18 protein-coding genes are annotated in these 14,792 nt (G+C 65.1%); 9 read left to right on the forward strand and 9 right to left on the reverse strand.

Annotated features, from left to right (window positions below; translation table 11 throughout):
* Positions 1-8 precede the first annotated feature (8 nt).
* Positions 9-851: a helix-turn-helix transcriptional regulator gene (locus LB559_RS22530; RefSeq protein ID WP_127366235.1), complete on the reverse strand. Its 843-nt coding sequence runs from the start codon at positions 849-851 to the stop codon at positions 9-11.
* Between the two features lie 78 nt (positions 852-929).
* On the opposite strand from LB559_RS22530, the gene LB559_RS22535 reads away from it, so the two are divergent.
* On the forward strand, positions 930-1,814 hold the full coding sequence (locus tag LB559_RS22535; protein WP_224675010.1) for an SDR family oxidoreductase: 885 nt from the start codon (positions 930-932) through the stop codon (positions 1,812-1,814).
* 112 nt (positions 1,815-1,926) lie between these two features.
* On the opposite strand, the gene LB559_RS22540 is transcribed toward LB559_RS22535, so the two are convergent.
* Entirely contained in the window at positions 1,927-2,628 is a 702-nt protein-coding gene (locus LB559_RS22540; protein ID WP_127366234.1) for a RibD family protein, read from the reverse strand.
* Positions 2,629-2,684: 56 nt separating this feature from the next.
* Here LB559_RS22540 and LB559_RS22545 point away from each other — a divergent pair, with 56 nt between their 5' ends.
* From LB559_RS22545 to LB559_RS22565, 5 genes are all read left to right on the forward strand, one after another.
* Positions 2,685-3,317, forward strand: a complete 633-nt coding sequence (locus LB559_RS22545; RefSeq protein WP_411970106.1) for a dienelactone hydrolase family protein — start codon at positions 2,685-2,687, stop codon at positions 3,315-3,317.
* A gap of 306 nt (positions 3,318-3,623) precedes the next feature.
* Positions 3,624-4,571, forward strand: a complete 948-nt coding sequence (locus LB559_RS22550; RefSeq protein WP_013530574.1) for a substrate-binding domain-containing protein — start codon at positions 3,624-3,626, stop codon at positions 4,569-4,571.
* 245 nt (positions 4,572-4,816) lie between these two features.
* Positions 4,817-6,385, forward strand: a complete 1,569-nt coding sequence (locus LB559_RS22555) for a sugar ABC transporter ATP-binding protein (protein ID WP_224675011.1) — start codon at positions 4,817-4,819, stop codon at positions 6,383-6,385.
* Entirely contained in the window at positions 6,382-7,398 is a 1,017-nt protein-coding gene (locus tag LB559_RS22560; protein WP_013530576.1) for an ABC transporter permease, read from the forward strand. The genes LB559_RS22555 and LB559_RS22560 overlap by 4 nt, the downstream gene beginning before the upstream one ends.
* Before the next feature lie 285 nt (positions 7,399-7,683).
* Complete coding sequence (locus tag LB559_RS22565; RefSeq protein WP_224675012.1) at positions 7,684-8,973, forward strand: hypothetical protein; 1,290 nt, start codon at positions 7,684-7,686, stop codon at positions 8,971-8,973.
* A 27-nt stretch (positions 8,974-9,000) separates the two neighbouring features.
* Here the strand turns inward: LB559_RS22565 and LB559_RS22570 are convergent, their stop codons facing one another.
* The 4 genes from LB559_RS22570 to LB559_RS22585 form a co-directional block, all read right to left on the reverse strand.
* Positions 9,001-9,570, reverse strand: a complete 570-nt coding sequence (locus LB559_RS22570) for a hypothetical protein (RefSeq protein WP_224675013.1) — start codon at positions 9,568-9,570, stop codon at positions 9,001-9,003.
* Positions 9,567-10,181, reverse strand: a complete 615-nt coding sequence (locus LB559_RS22575; RefSeq protein ID WP_024501760.1) for a hypothetical protein — start codon at positions 10,179-10,181, stop codon at positions 9,567-9,569. Before LB559_RS22575 ends, LB559_RS22570 begins: the two co-directional genes overlap by 4 nt.
* Entirely contained in the window at positions 10,178-10,759 is a 582-nt protein-coding gene (locus tag LB559_RS22580) for a hypothetical protein (RefSeq protein ID WP_224675014.1), read from the reverse strand. Before LB559_RS22580 ends, LB559_RS22575 begins: the two co-directional genes overlap by 4 nt.
* Positions 10,760-10,850: 91 nt before the next feature.
* Positions 10,851-11,219: a hypothetical protein gene (locus tag LB559_RS22585; RefSeq protein ID WP_013530581.1), complete on the reverse strand. Its 369-nt coding sequence runs from the start codon at positions 11,217-11,219 to the stop codon at positions 10,851-10,853.
* Between the two features lie 187 nt (positions 11,220-11,406).
* On the opposite strand from LB559_RS22585, the gene LB559_RS22590 reads away from it, so the two are divergent.
* Complete coding sequence (locus LB559_RS22590; protein ID WP_024501757.1) at positions 11,407-11,709, forward strand: hypothetical protein; 303 nt, start codon at positions 11,407-11,409, stop codon at positions 11,707-11,709.
* Between the two features lie 64 nt (positions 11,710-11,773).
* Here LB559_RS22590 and LB559_RS22595 read toward each other — a convergent pair whose 3' ends face one another.
* Positions 11,774-12,478: an XRE family transcriptional regulator gene (locus LB559_RS22595; RefSeq protein WP_013530583.1), complete on the reverse strand. Its 705-nt coding sequence runs from the start codon at positions 12,476-12,478 to the stop codon at positions 11,774-11,776.
* Between the two features lie 188 nt (positions 12,479-12,666).
* On the opposite strand from LB559_RS22595, the gene LB559_RS22600 reads away from it, so the two are divergent.
* Both LB559_RS22600 and LB559_RS22605 read left to right on the forward strand, forming a co-directional pair.
* Positions 12,667-12,957, forward strand: coding sequence for a hypothetical protein (locus LB559_RS22600; protein ID WP_224675015.1), 291 nt, complete (start codon positions 12,667-12,669; stop codon positions 12,955-12,957).
* A 113-nt stretch (positions 12,958-13,070) separates the two neighbouring features.
* A complete protein-coding gene (locus LB559_RS22605; RefSeq protein ID WP_224675016.1) occupies positions 13,071-13,739 on the forward strand; it encodes a GcrA cell cycle regulator in 669 nt (222 codons plus the stop codon).
* Positions 13,740-13,988: 249 nt separating this feature from the next.
* On the opposite strand, the gene LB559_RS22610 is transcribed toward LB559_RS22605, so the two are convergent.
* Both LB559_RS22610 and LB559_RS22615 read right to left on the reverse strand, forming a co-directional pair.
* The gene (locus LB559_RS22610) at positions 13,989-14,351 is read right to left on the reverse strand and encodes a DUF982 domain-containing protein (RefSeq protein WP_027160844.1); all 363 of its coding nucleotides are present in this window, start codon (positions 14,349-14,351) and stop codon (positions 13,989-13,991) included.
* Between the two features lie 54 nt (positions 14,352-14,405).
* The gene (locus LB559_RS22615) at positions 14,406-14,687 is read right to left on the reverse strand and encodes a DUF982 domain-containing protein (protein ID WP_013530587.1); all 282 of its coding nucleotides are present in this window, start codon (positions 14,685-14,687) and stop codon (positions 14,406-14,408) included.
* Positions 14,688-14,792 lie beyond the last annotated feature (105 nt).

Raw genomic sequence — 14,792 nt, forward strand, 5'->3', positions numbered from 1 at the left:
TCCCGCCCTTACTCTTTGGGGTATCGGGCGAGAGCCAGCGCGCGGATGCGGTCGGCGACGGCGCTGTCGACCGGGTTGTAGACGGTCAGGCTCAAATCCGGCCGGCCGTCGACCGCGAAGCCCGAATATTCCAGTTCGATATCGCCAAGTTCCGGGTGCTTCAGGCGCTTTGTCCCGTCGCCATGGCTGAGCACGCCGTTTTCCCGCCACAGGGCGGCAAACTCGGGGCTGGCGCTGCAGAGTTCGTCGACGAGTTCACGCACCTGGGAGACAGCGCCGGCGCGTGCCGCATCGGCCCGGAACGCGCCCACCACGAAACGGGCGAGGTTTTGCCAGTCGTGCTGCCTGGCGCGGATATGGGGACTGAGGAACATGAAGCGCAGAATGTTGCGCTCGCCCTCGGGCAGGGTGCTGTAGTCGGTCAGCACGACCCTCGCGGCACGGTTCCAGGCAACGACGTCCCAGGTGGCGGTCCTGACTATGGCGGGGCTGGCATCGAGCGTGTCGATGAGGCGCTGCAGCCGGGGGCTGACGCCTTCGACGCCCCTGTAGCGGACCTCGGGCGGGCGCCCCAGCCCGAGCATGAAAAGATGTTCGCGCTCCGCCTCGGTCAGCAGCAGCCCCTTGGCGATGCGGTTGAGGACATCGGCCGAGGGTGCGCCGCCGCGGCCCTGTTCCAGCCATGTGTACCAGGTCGGGCTGATGTTGGCGCGCTGTGCGACCTCTTCGCGGCGCAGCCCCGGCGTGCGTCTGCGTCCGGAAAACCCGAATGATGCGGGATCAAGCCGGGTGCGCCGGTCTTTGAGGAACGCTGCTAGTGAGCCGGAATTGGAGGGCATCCTGTTAGCCATTATACCACGATAAGATCACTACTTTAATAGAATAATAGACCAGCAATATTACGCAGGCAACTGTACAGGAGATTTTGCATGCGTATCTTTCTCACCGGCGCGACCGGTTTCATCGGTTCGGCGATCGTTCCCGAACTCATCAAGGCAGGCCACCAGGTGGTCGGCGTGACCCGCTCCGACGCCGGCGCCGAGGCGCTGGCCGCCGCCGGTGCTGAAGTGCATCGCGGAACGCTCGAGGAGCCCGAAGGGCTGTGCGATGGCGCGGCCAAGGCGGACGGCGTGATCCACACGGCATTCGACCACGACTTTTCGCGGTTTGCCGAGAATTGCGAAAAGGACAAACGCGTCATCGCGGCACTGGGCGCCGCGCTCGCCGGCTCCGACCGGCCGCTGGTGATCACCTCCGGCGTCGGCATGGGCAGCCCCGGACATGGCCAGTTGGCGATCGAGGACGTCTTCAACGCCAGTCATCCCAATCCGCGCATCGCCTCGGAGCTGGCCGGCAATGCCTTGCTGGACGCCGGCATCAATGTGTCGGTGGTGCGGCTGCCGCAGGTCCACAATCCGGTCAAGCAAGGCCTTATCACGCCGCTCATCGAGATCGCGCGTGAAAGGGGCGTCTCGGCCTATGTCGGCGAAGGCCGCAATCGCTACTCCGCGGGCCACCTCCTCGATGCGGCGCGGCTTTACCGGCTCGCCGTGGAAAAGCGGCAGCCGGGCGCGCGCTATCACGCAGTCGGCGAGGAAGGTGTCGAAGTGCGCGCTATCGCCGAGGCGCTCGGCCGGGGTTTGAAATTGCCGGTGGTTTCCATTGCGCCGGAAAAGGCGGTGGAGCATTTCGGCTGGATGGCGATGTTCGCGCCGATGGATCTGCCGTCCTCCAGCGCTCTGACCCAGGCACGGCTCGGCTGGCACCCCACCGGCCCGACGCTGATCGCCGATCTCGACGCCATGCGGTATTGATGCGCTTAGCAACGCTCGAGGTGAGCCGAAGTCTCTGACTTCCTCATCCCTGGACGAAGCAGGAGCGCAGCTCCGTCGCGGAGACCCTGGACCACGCCGCGACCTTTCGGGATTATGCTCCAGGGCTGACCGCGTAGCGCAGATGGACGAGCCCATGCGCCAGCGCCTCGCAGCTCTTCAGGGACAGCTGCGTCTTGCCCGCCAGGCCGCTCTCGCCGAACTCGACGAAACCCTGATTGGCGGCCCGCCCGTCGATCGCGGGTGCAACGAGAAGGCTCAATTCATCGACGAGCCCGGCGGCGAGGAAGGAACCGTTGATGCTGGCGCCGCCCTCGAGCAGCAGCCGGCTTATGCCGAGTTCGCGTCCGAGGACCTCAAGCATCGCGGCGAGATCGACATCGGCAGTTTCCGCGACGATATAGGACACGCCGTCGGCGGCAAGCTCTGCCAAATGGCTGTCGGCAACGTCGCGCCCAAGCAGCACCACGACATGGTCGCCACCGATGTCGGGTTTGGAAAAGTGAAGCTTGCCCGAGGCATCGAGCGCCACGGCATAACTGCCCGCACCTATTTGCGCGAAATGATAGGGCCGGTCGACCTTGCCGGCATTGGCCGGCGGATGCGCGCCGGCCTTGCTCATCTCGGCCATGGTGACGCGCCCGACGATCCAGGCATCAGCCGCGAGATCATTATGGATATGCTCGTAGAGGCTCGACCACTCGGCCCGGGTGCCATCGGGGCTCGAGGTATAGCGGCTGGGGTGGAGGCTGCCGTCAAGGGATGCCAGCATATGGCAGATGATTTGCGGCTTCATGTTGTTCTCCAGTCGAGTGCTTTGGGTTCAGTCCAAAGTAGTGCCACGCCGGGAGAATGGAAGCCGCACGCCTCATGACGTACCCAGCCGTTGAGACGGCATGTGCCGGCAGGTATCATGACCGGATGTCCGCGAACATAATCCTGTTTCATTCGGTTCTGGGGCTGCGCGAGCACGAGCGGCATCTCGCTGGAAAGCTGGGCGCCGCCGGTCACGCCGTTTCGCTGCCGGACCTCTATGCGGGCGTGGCGACGGACGATCTCGAGCAAGGCTTCGCGATCAAGGCGCGGATCGGCTGGGAGGTCATTTGCCAAAGGGCGCGCGATGCCCTGGCCTCGACGCCCGGCGATACGGTGCTGGCGGGGATTTCGATGGGTGCAGGCGTGGTCGCGTCAGTCTGGGCCTTGCGGCCGCTGACGGCCAAGGTGCTGCTGTTGCATGGGCTGGCAACCGTGCCTGCGAACATCCGGCCCGGCCTGCCGGTTCAATTGCATGTCGCCGACACCGATCCGTTCTTCCCCGAGCCGGATGTCCGCGCCTGGCAGCACGCCGCCGAGGCCGCGCAAACCGATGTGCGGATCTTCCGCTATCCAAACTCGGGACATTATTTCTCGGATCCAGCTCTGCCCGACTACAACGACACAGCCGCGGCGCTGCTTTGGCAGCGTGTTCTGGCGTTCCTGGATTGAGAAGCAGAGGGGCGGCCTTGCATTGGAGGTCTTCCGACAAAGCGGCCCCCACGCCGGAAATCCAAAATCCGACAATTCCGATAATTTGCCTGGCACCGCTGTTATATCGATGTTGCACAAATGGTTGGCCCTGGGTTAGCATCCCTGCGCAGGCGTCGGTGGGAGGCTCTTTTTACAGCGGCGGCCAGCTGGAGCGGCATGCGTTTTCGGGCGCAGGGAGGATGCTCCACACTTTGAACCGACGCATGATCCTTCCTGAAACCGATCCCGGTTTTCGGGTCATGCGTTCTTGTGGAGGAGGATCCCATGAACAGACGTGAATTCCTGCTGTCGTCCGCGGCTTTCGGCGCCATGATGGTTGCCGCGCCTTCTGTGTTTGCGCAGGACAAGCTCACTATCCTTGGCTCGGTGCCCAGTCTCGGCTTTCCGTTCTTCGTGCACATGCTGAACGAGATCAAGGCGGAAGCCGCCACGCAAGGCGTCAATCTGACCGAAAGCGACGGCCAGAACTCGGCCACCAAGCAGACCGCCGACATCGAGGCCGCCCTGGTGCAGAAGGTCAACGCCATCGTCATCTCGCCGCTCGACGTCAACGCCCTGGCGCCGGCCATCGAAGAAGCGGTCAAGGCCGGCGTTCCCGTGGTGACGATCGACCGCCGCGTAGACGGCGTCGAGGGCATCCTCGCCCATGTTGGCGCCGACAATGTGAAGGGCGGCGAGGCGGAAGCCAACGCCGTGGTGGCGGCGTTTCCCAACGGTGCCAAGCTGTTCCATCTGCAGGGCCAGCCCGGCGCCGGCCCGGCGATCGACCGCAACAAGGGCGTGCACAATGTGCTCGATCCTCTGAAGGACAAGTATCAGATCGTCTTCGAGCAGACCGCCAACTTCGCCCGCGCCGAGGCGCTGTCGGTGACCGAGGCTGGCCTTGCCGCCAACGGCAAACCCGACGCCATCGTCTGCGCCAATGACGACATGGCGCTGGGCGCCATGGAGGCTTGTGCCGCGCGCAACTTCACCGACGTCAAGATCTACGGCTTCGATGCACTGCCCGAAGCGCTGGTCGCCGTGCGCGACGGCAAGCTTGCGGGCACCGTCGAGCAATTCCCCGGCGAGCAGTCGCGCACTGCGGTGCGCATCGCGGTGGCCTTTGCCAAGGACAAGACCGAGCCGAAGGAGAAGCTGGTGCTGCTGACGCCAATCGTCATCGGCAAGGACAATCTCGACAAGGCGGAGCGGATTGGCGAGACGAAGTAGGGGTTTGGCGGGGATCGGCCGATTGGCAAAGCCGGCGGGACAGCGCCCCCCTCTGTCCTGCCGGACATCTCCCCCTCTGAGGGGGAGATCGACTGTTCCTCCTGCTTTCGCCAGTTCCCAAATGTTGAAAGAAAAGGTGCCGCCGGTGACACAGCCAATCTCCCTTGAGGGGGAGATGTCCGGCAGGACAGAGGGGGGCGTTCAAGCGCTGACAGGCGACATCAACTGCATGGAAGGAGCCACCCTTGCCGCCAGCCGCTGAAGCCGCCTCGCCCGAACCCATCCTGCTTGCCGTCGAAGGCATCACCAAGCATTTCTCGGGCGTCACCGCGCTCAGCGATGTCTCGCTCGATATCCGCCCCGGCGAGATCCTCGGCCTGCTGGGCGAAAACGGCGCCGGCAAATCGACGCTCTTGAAAATCCTCTCGGGCGTCATGCCGCCGTCGGGCGGCCGCATCACTTTCGACGGTGCCGATTATCATCCCTCCAGCCCGCAGGATGCCAAGCGGCTTGGCATCGTCACCATCTATCAGGAACTGAGCCTGATCCCGACGCTGACTGTGGCGGAGAACATTTTCATCGGCCGCGCGCCGATCGGCCCGCTCGGGCTGGTGAGTTGGCGCAAGATGGAGGAAGATTCCCGCACGATCATCGCCCGCGTCGGTCTCTCCATAGACCCGATGACGCCGGTCTCGGCATTGTCGGTGGCCGAGCAGCAACTGGTCGAGATTGCTCGGGCGCTGTCGCTGGAAAGCCGGCTGATCATCATGGACGAGCCGACCTCGGCGCTGACCGAGACCGAGGTGCAGCGGCTGCTGTCGATCATGGACCGGCTGCGCAAGGACAGGGTCGCCATTATGTTCGTCACCCACCGGCTGGAGGAAGCGTCCGCCATATGCGATCGCATGACGGTGCTGCGCGACGGCAGGCTTGCCGGCCACCTTAACCGTGAAGGCGGGCCGATCGCGCTGCCGAAAATCATCGAGAAGATGGTCGGCCGCGCGGCGTCCGAGCTCTACGCCCGGCCGGCGCAACGCGCGGTGGCCGGCGATGTCGTGCTGTCGGTGCGCGGCCTGCGCACCGTGCGCGACCCCGAGGCGCCACACGCCATCGTGCTCGACGGCGTCGACATAGACCTCAAGGCCGGTGAAATCCTCGGCGTTGCCGGGCTTGTCGGCTCAGGCCGCACCGAATTGGCGCGCGCCATCTTCGGCGCCGACCGCATCGCGGCCGGCACCATCACGCTCGACGGCGAGCCGATCGCCCCGGCATCGCCCGCGGACGCCATTGCGCTCGGCATCGGCCTGGTGCCGGAGGACCGCAAGCACCAGGCGATCTTTGCCGCGCTGGGCATCCTGCCGAATTTCTCCATCGCTTCGCTGGGCAGCTTCAGCAACGGTTTCGGCTTCATGGCCGAGCGGCGCGAGCGCGATGCGCTGTCCGGGTTTCGAAAGATGCTGTCGATCCGCATGGCTTCGGCCGAGCAGGCGATCGAGGGCCTGTCGGGCGGCAACCAGCAAAAGGTGATCCTGGCGCGCTGGCTCGCGCGCGATCCGAAAGTGCTGATCGTCGACGAGCCGACGCGCGGCGTCGATGTCGGCGCCAAGACCGAGGTGCACCAGATCCTGGTGCAGCTTGCGGCGCGCGGCATTGCGGTGATGATGATCTCGTCCGAGCTGCCCGAGGTGCTGGCCGTTTCGGACCGCATCGTCACCATGCGCCGCGGACGCATCACCGGCCAGATGCCGGGCGTCGAGGCAAACGAGGAAAGATTGATGGAACTGATGGCACTCGACCGCAAGGAGACACTATGAGCGTGGCGGGGGAGCAGGATCAGCGCGGCGGCATCAACTTCGCGCGGCTTTTGATGAGCTTCGGGCCGCTGCTGTTCCTGGTGGCGCTGATCATCGTCTTCACGGTGCTGAAGCCGAGCTTCATGGACCCGATCAACCTGTTCAACATCACAAGGCAGATCTCGATCACCGGGCTGATCGCGCTCGGCATGACCTTCGTCATCCTTACCGCCGGCATCGACCTGTCGGTCGGCTCGCTGCTCGCCTTCTGCGGCATGGTCGCCGCCGTGGTCGCCAAGGGCGGCACGGCCAACACGCTGTCGCTGTCGACGAGCGGCACGCAAGGGTTCGGCTGGTTCGCCGCGCTGCTGGCCGCCATCATCGTCGGAGCCGCTGCCGGCGGCGTGCAGGGACTTGTCATCACCCGGCTGAAAGTGCCGCCCTTCGTCGTCACGCTGGGCGGGCTGACGGTGTTTCGCGGGCTGACGCTGACCATCTCCAATGGCGGCCCGATCTCGGGCTTCGACGCCTCGATGCGCTGGTTCGGCACCGGGCTGATCGGCCCGGTGCCGGTGCCGGCGCTGATCTTCGCGGCGGCCGCCATCCTGTGCCACATCGTGCTGCGCTACACGCGCTATGGCCGCGCCGTCTATGCCGTCGGCGGTAATGCGGAAGCAGCGCGGCTGTCGGGCCTGCGCGTCGACCGCATCCTGGTCTCGGTCTACGTCATTGTCGGCTTCTTCGCCGGGCTCGCGGCCTTCGTGCTGTCGGCCAGGCTGAACTCCTCGGAAGCGGTGGCGGGCATCGGCTACGAACTGACCGTCATTTCGGCCGTCGTCATCGGCGGCACCTCGCTGTTCGGCGGCATCGGCTCGGTCGGCGGCACGGTGGTGGGGGCGGCGCTCATCGGCGTGCTGCAGAACGGGCTGCAGTTCAACAATGTCTCGTCCTACACGCAAAGCATCGTCATCGGGCTCATCCTGATCCTGGCGGTGGCGTTCGACCGCTGGCTGAAGTCGCGGGTGCGACGGTGAGGGGCGAAGGGAGATGTTAACGCCCAGGCGCCCCCCCCTGTCCTGCCGGACATCTCCCCCTCAAGGGGGGAGATCGGATGTCATGACTGCTTTCGCTAATTTTCAACGTTGAAGAGAAAGCGGCGAGGACGAAGCTGCTGATCTCCCCACTTGAGGGGGAGATGTCCGGCAGGACAGAGGGGGGCGCCTCGCTCTGCCCCCTGGCAGGAGACCCCACCCCATTCCTTGCAAAACAATCATGCTTTGCTAGAAAGATTTTGGCGGGTGGCATCGTGAGAGAACCTCATGTTTGCCGATATCATCAGACCGATCACCCTGGGTTTTTCGCTGCTGCGGCGGTTCTGGCCGCAGCTCATGGCACTCGTGCTGGCCGGCGTGCTGGTCGGCGATCTCCTCATGCTGCTGGCGGCGAAGGTGGCGCTGGCCAATCACTTCGCCGGGTTGGCGATGCTGACGCTGGTGGCGCTGGCGCAGCTGGTGATGACGGTGGCAATGTTCCACGTGCTGCGCCCCGGCCTGCCGCATGTGGTGGCCGCGCAGCGCGGCGTCGACAAGGCCGCAACCACCGAGACGCAAACGAAGCCGGGTGCCGAGGCTGACCGGCGCGGCTCGCGGCTGGTGCGGATGATCACCATCGCGCTTCTGCCGTTCTTCGCCTATTATGCCGCCTGGGGATTTCTGGGCGACATCGTGCGGCAGTATTCGCGCGAAACACTCGACCAGGCCGATTTCGGCCAGAGCGCTGATGTGCTCGACGTGCTCGATTCACGCTGGCTGCTGGTCTCCGTGGCGGTGTCCTGGCTGATCCGCCGGCTGGCCAAATTCATGCAGGCTGAAACAGGTGCCGCGTCGTTCTGGCAGATCGTGGTGGTGATCTGCGAGACCAACTGGATCTTCGTCGGTCTCTACGTGATCAGCCGCTGGAAGGATTCGGCCCTGCAATGGCTGATGAGCCGCAATTTCTGGTCGGCCCTGCAGGCATCGGTGGACGGGCTGGCAAACCCGGTGCCTATGGCCTCGGCCGCACCCATGGTGCCGGTCGAGATCTCCTCGATCGCGCCGTCGACGGCTGCGATCAACCTGTTCTTCTTCATGCTCCTGCCGCTGATCTGGCTGGTGATGGCGGCGCTGATCTACGGCTATGATGTGCGCGACGATGCTGCCCTGATGCGCGTGCACGGCCGGCTGGAGCGTGCCGGCCAGCGCTATGCCGGCCTGCCGAAATTCCTGCGCGATTTCGTCGAGCATTTCATCGCCGGCTACCGCTCGCGCTATCTGCCGATCGCCAACGGCGTGCGGCTGACGGTCAGCGCCAGCCTGGTGCTGTTGTGCACGCTGGTGGTCGGCTACCGGTTGCTCGACTGGGGCGCGGCCTGGCTGTGGCTCGGCGCGACGCGGCTGATCGGCCCACACGAGCTCGATATCTGGCAGATTTTTTCGCATGCCGTGACGCTGCTCTTCGGCAGCCCGTTCCAGGATTCTTCCACCGGCATCCTGATCGAGTCGCTGCGCATATGCTTTCTCGCCGCCGTGCTGGAGACGGCGTTTTCGATGGCGAAGCGGGCGGGGAAGTGAGCTTTCTTTACGGGGAGAAGGATGCTGTCACTTCGGCGGCCGCTGAAAACGCAGGAACCAGGGGCGCTCGCTGCTCAGGCCAATGGCTGGGCGGATGGTCTCGATCGCATCCTCGGGCACGATGAAGGTCTCGCCGACGCTGATGATTTCGCCCTTTTTGGCGCCGGAGAAGATCGCCGAGGTGCAGTTCATCACGCCGTCCGGCAGGCTGACGCCGGAGATGAAGTCAGGCAGCCAGCGGCGGCCGGCGGCGTCGGTCAGCATCACCTTGCAGCCCAGCCACTGCTTTTGCAGATCGGGATCGCCGACCGTGACGGCGAAGGTGGCGATGACGGCCAAGGCATGCTCGGGCAAGCGGCCGGCCTTGCCGCCGCGCAAATCGGCCAGCCGCCATTCGCTGCCGCCGAACGGCGCGCCTTGGCCAAGCTCGACATCCCTGGCGATGAGGTCCTCGCCATGCAGCCATTCACGGATGCTCTCATAGCTGGTTTCGGCCAGCGTCAGCGGCAGCAGGATAGCGAGCGCGGCAAGACCGCGCCGTCGCCATTTTTTCTCGCCACCGCCGGCTGGGTCGATGTCGGTTGAAACCGCGCTCATGTCTTGCCCTGCCGTGTCTGGCCCTGCGGCGGTGCAGGAGCGTCGAGATCGTATAGCGGCAAGACATCCGCCGGTTGACCATCGGCACCGGTCGGAACGGCATCGAGGCTGATGCGAGCCTGGGCGTCGAGCGGGCCGAACTGACGTGCGGCGATAAGCAGGCTGGCGCCTCGGATCTGGTCGGCCGGCAACTCGAAGACGAACAGGCCGCTTCTCTCCAGCCCTGGATCGACGGCATGTGGCGGCATATCCTGGCGATAGTTGAGCCGCTCCGTCTGGCGGTAGCGCAGGCCGGTCGGGCCTTGCCAGGTGCCGTCGGCGACCGTGGTGGAGGTGCTGGTGGCGGTGAGATTGGTCGTCGCCACCGCCCACAGGCCGCTGGTGGTCAGCAGCCTTTCCTGGCCGAACTGGTTGGTCTTCAGCGTGCGCGCAAAGACCATTCTGTCGAGGCGGACATCGAAGCTGCGCGCCCGCACCGTGTCGTGCATGGCGCCATCAATGGGGATCGGCGCGGTGAGTTCGGCATAATGCGGCTTCGACACCTGCATGCCGTAGCTGAGCGCCACGGTGGCGGCGACGATCAGGAGATTGCCGATGGCGCGGATCCTCATGAGCCGCTCTCGGGCAGGTCGGCGACCGCCATGGTGACGGTGCCGAGCCGATAGGGATTGAACCAGCCCGGCGTGCCGTTAAGATTGTCGCGCGGCTTGAAGATCTCGGCGGTGACGCCGAAGCTGAGGTTTGCCGGCACGGCGGCGTTACCGGCAAGCGGCCAGACATAGGCCATGCGTTCGGTCATGCCGGGATGCAGTTCCGGCGTCAGCGTCGAATCGCGGGCCAGCGCGATCATCGGCGTGGAATCGGGCAGGTCGATCCCGTCCGGCTTGAAGACGTTGAAATAAGCCTTGTCGGATTGCGCCGTGCGATTGGTCAGATCGGCCTCCAACACCAGCGCCTTCTGGCCTGGTTTCAGCGCCACGCCATAGACCTTGGCGCGGCTGACATAGGCGCGCGCGGGCTGGACCCGCCAGCGCCCGGCATCGATGGCGGCATCGGGCGGCAATTGCGGCGGGGCGTGGGCGGGCAGGGCGCCGAACGCGCCCATCAGGCCGGCGACGAGCAGGGCGGCGATGGTTCCCGCGCCGGCCGTTATCCAGGTTTGAAATTTTGAGCGGGCAGTCTTGAACATTCCAAACTATGCACGTCGAACGGTCAGCCACCCCTGCGCAGTCTAGAAAGAAAAAATGGCTGATGGGACCCGCAAACGGCTGGTCCAGTCCTCACGCCGCTTCCCTTGCCCAGAGCCTGTGGCCATGGCGGCGGAAATAGCGCGCCACCAGGCGCTGCTGCTTGGCCCTGATCAGGTCGGGCAGGCGCCGCTCCTGGCGCCAGCGCGGTATGTTGCGCCAGCAGGCTATGAAGCGGGCGGCGTCCTCGATTGCCTCCTGCGCCGAGAGTGCCGGACCGATAGCGGCCAGGAACAGCGCCTCCGACGGTTTCAACTCGTCGATCACCGCCTTGCGCCTGACGTGATCCTGGCGGGCGTGGGCGATGCCGCTGCGACGGATTGCTTCGAAGGCTTCAAGCAAGGCCAGGCTGTCGCCGGCGTAGCCGCAGGAACGGGCAAAATCGGCGGCAAAAGCGTCCATTATCGCTCCCGGGTCTGATGCAGTGGGCAGGTTCGTACCCGACTCACATTTTCATACATTTATGAAAGCATAACTCAAATTACGCTAGAAGAAAAACTTCTGGGAAAGTTTGAAAACTGCGACTCGACTCCCGGCGTAAAACACAGGAATATGCGAACAAATCAGGAACAAAGACGAGGCAGGGGCGATGGCATTGCCGGGCAAGGAACCAACGATCGCGCATGTCGCCTCGATCTCGGTCGAGTGCGCCGATTGCGGCCGCAACAGGTGGTGGCGACCCGATCAGCTGAAGCGGTTCGGGGTGACGGGGAATACGCCGCTGTCCGCTCTGTCGGGCCGCATCGTCTGTTCGGCCTGCCGCGCCGACGGACTGCCGGGGACGGCGATTTCGATCCAGGCGGCGTTTGTCGACGAGCGCCAGCGCGTGCGCAGCGAAGCGCGGATGCTGAGCGACAGGGATGTGCCGCTGGAGGGATCGCGGCGGGCTTGAGTGGGAGGGTGCCAGCGCTGGTTCTTCCTTCTCCCGCAGGAGGAGAAGGAAGAGCGTCCCTTGCTCAATACCCCAGCAATTCCTTCAGCGGAATCACGCGCCAGACATGTTTGATGGCGTAGCGGTTGAAGGTCAGCGTCTTCGGCGGGTTGTACTGCTCGACGACCAGCTCGCCCGCCGTGCGCTTGACCAGCTTCTTGATGAAGGCCTTGCCGTTGCGCTCGTTTTCCTCCGGGAAGGTCTCGATCACCACATGGTCGCCCGGTACGGCGTCGCGGCCGCCGCAATAGATCAGGTCGCCGGGCTCGTAACGCGGCACCATGGAATCCGAGAGCACGTGCAGGGCGAACACCTTCGGCAGGTTGCGCACGCCCGGCGGGCGCTGGACGTAACCCGCCGGCTCGCCGTTGAAGGTGAAATCGCCATCGTCGCCACCGACAGCCGCGCCCAGCACCTCGATGTCCATCGAGCTGGCGGGTAGCGGACCTGCATCGGTGACGATCTCCGCATCGGCAACCGGTCCGGCATCGTCGAGAAACACGACCTGCCCCTGGCCCAGCGCAACCGGGTCGACGCGCAGGAAGGCGGCAGTCTTCAGCAGGTTCTCGGTCTTGGGCAGATTGCGGCCGGTTTCCCAGTTGCCGACGGCGGCGACATCGGTGTCGTTGTGCTCGGCGATGTGGCGCATGACCAGGCCGCGCTGCTTGCGCGCCTTGCGGATCGCCGCTCCGACCTTGATCGACAGTTCCGTTTTTGCCATGGCGCCCATGTGAGGGATGAAAGCCGCTCTCGTCTATGAAAGAATGGCTTGCATCTATTTTCGAGTTATGCTTATATCTGCTCATGCAAAACCTGTCCAGCTTTGATGGCGCCGAGTCGCCGGCCTCACGCGAGGCGCGCCCGGCGGTCATAACCGCCCATTCCCTTTCATCCCGGCCGTCCTCCTCCCCGGCGCGGATGAAGCCCGAGGCCCAGTGCCTGACCGCACCAGCCTCGGGTCCGGTCCGCCGCCTGTCTCCGGCGACCGGAACGGCCGGAGCCGCCGCTCCCAGCGGCTTCGGCCCCCAATTCGGCCGGCATGGCGCCGGCGCTGTTTTTGCGGCAGGCCGATCCTGCATCCGCACCGAGGACGGCACCGTCATCCTGTTCGACAGGCTAACGGGCAGGGCGGTTTCCGCCCTGGACAGAAACACGGCCGAAGCGCGGCTTCTGCACCTTGCCGGCGGGAAATCGGCCCAAGCCGGCTGAGGCTGGCCGGCTGACAGCCGCCTCTTGAAAAACAACCTGACTGCGGCCTGGCGACCGGGTCGAACCTTGACGCTGCCCGACGGCGCGCGGCCGAACTTTGGATGGAGCTGGATATGGCAAGCTATAGCGACGCGGAATTGCACGAGATCGCCCGCTGGCTGAAGGATGGGTTCTCAGCCTCCAGGATTGCAGTCGCGTTCAGCGCGTTGCGCGGCAGTCCGGTGTCGCGCGACGCCATCATCGGCATCGTGCACCGCAACGCCATGCTCGGCGCGATCGGCTTTGCCAATGGCAAGGGGCCGCCGCCGCGATCCAGGCAGGCCGTGGGCAAGCGCGCTGGAAGCAAGCGGGCGAGTGGCGCGTCGGCGAAAGCGACGCCTGTCGTCGGCAAGATGGAGGGCGTGCTTGCCGCCAAGGACATCCATGCGCGTGAAGTGGCCCGGCCCGGGCGCGCGCATTCGTTCGTGCGCGAGGTGGGCGTGCTGATCGCCGACGGCGTGGCCTATCGCCTGGAGGCGCCGGCGCCGCCGCGCGCGGCCATCGGCCGGCAGCCGCATGGCGTGGCGATGCGCTTCATCGATTGCCTGTTTTCACGCTGCCGTGCGCCGCTGGATCTGACGGTGGAGGGGGATCCGGACATTTCTATTGCCGAAGAGGGGGCGCCAGGCAGCCGCCCAGGCGCCGACATGCTGTGCTGCGGCATGCGCACCGGGGCGCTGAAAAGCTATTGTACCTACCACCAGGCGCGCTTCCAGCGCCGCGTATTTGTTGCGACGGGGTGAGGTTTGATCTCTTCTCCCCCGTTCACGGGGAGAAGGTGCCGGCAGGCGGATGGGGGGCAGCGCTGACGAGGCAGGATGGAAGCTGACATGAAATTCAAGCATCCGATTCAGATGCCACTTACCGAAGCGTTGGCGCCGCCCCTCATTGCCCTGCCGGGCGTTCGCTGTTCGAAAAGCCAAGCAATTGGCTTTTCGTCCGCTGCGCGGATCACACCTCATCCCCGTAAACCGGGAGAAAGAAGCAAAGCCCTATTTCGGCATCTGCCGGCCTTGCTTGGGCGTGCGGCTCTGCATGCTCCTTGCGTCCATCGCCATCGGCGGGTTGCCCTCGCCGACCAATATGCCGGTCACCCGGGCAAAGCCGGTAAACACCTTCATGGCGTCGGCTTCGGAAATCTGGGCGGCGATCGCCGCGCTGCAGGCGTTCAACGCGCTGCGGTAGACATGGCCGCGCCGCTCCAGCGGCCAGCGCTGAAGAAAATCGGCGGCTTCGCTGACGCTGTCGATCTCTTCGATCTCATCTTCCACCCGCACTTTGAGCGGCACTCCGGTTTTCATCGTACCCACGGCGTTCACCTTCGCTTTGCGCGCGGCTCCAGCTACCGCACCCATAAACGCGCCCCGCTGGGGGCCGGTTGCATCAATTTTTCGGGCGGCGCCCGCTCCTCACGGGCTAGCCACCGCATCCAGCCAGTCATGGGCGCGGCTTTTGGGCCTGTCGACCAGTATGTTCTGCTGCTTGGCCGCCCTGGTGAAGGCGTCGAACGCGATGCGCTGGCAGCAGATGCCGTCCACGGCGAGCGTAACCAGCCGGGAAGCCTCGAGATAGCCAGGCGCTGTCTTGTCGGGCCATTGGTGGCGCAGTGCCTCGGCGGCCCCGGCCACCGAACTGACCAGCATGGTTTTGTTGTCGCAAAAGCGCACGGTAACCGGCATGAAGGCTGTCATCGGCGAACCTCCCCTTGGCATGGACGCGACATAACGTCGAAAGCTCGCGCCGGTTCCATCAGCCTGGATGGCGGGCGGCAAGGATGCTGGCGCGGCGGCGAAGAG

Origin of the sequence: Mesorhizobium sp. BR1-1-3, from assembly GCF_020165455.1 — a bacterium.
GTDB classification, from domain to species: domain Bacteria; phylum Pseudomonadota; class Alphaproteobacteria; order Rhizobiales; family Rhizobiaceae; genus Mesorhizobium; species Mesorhizobium ciceri.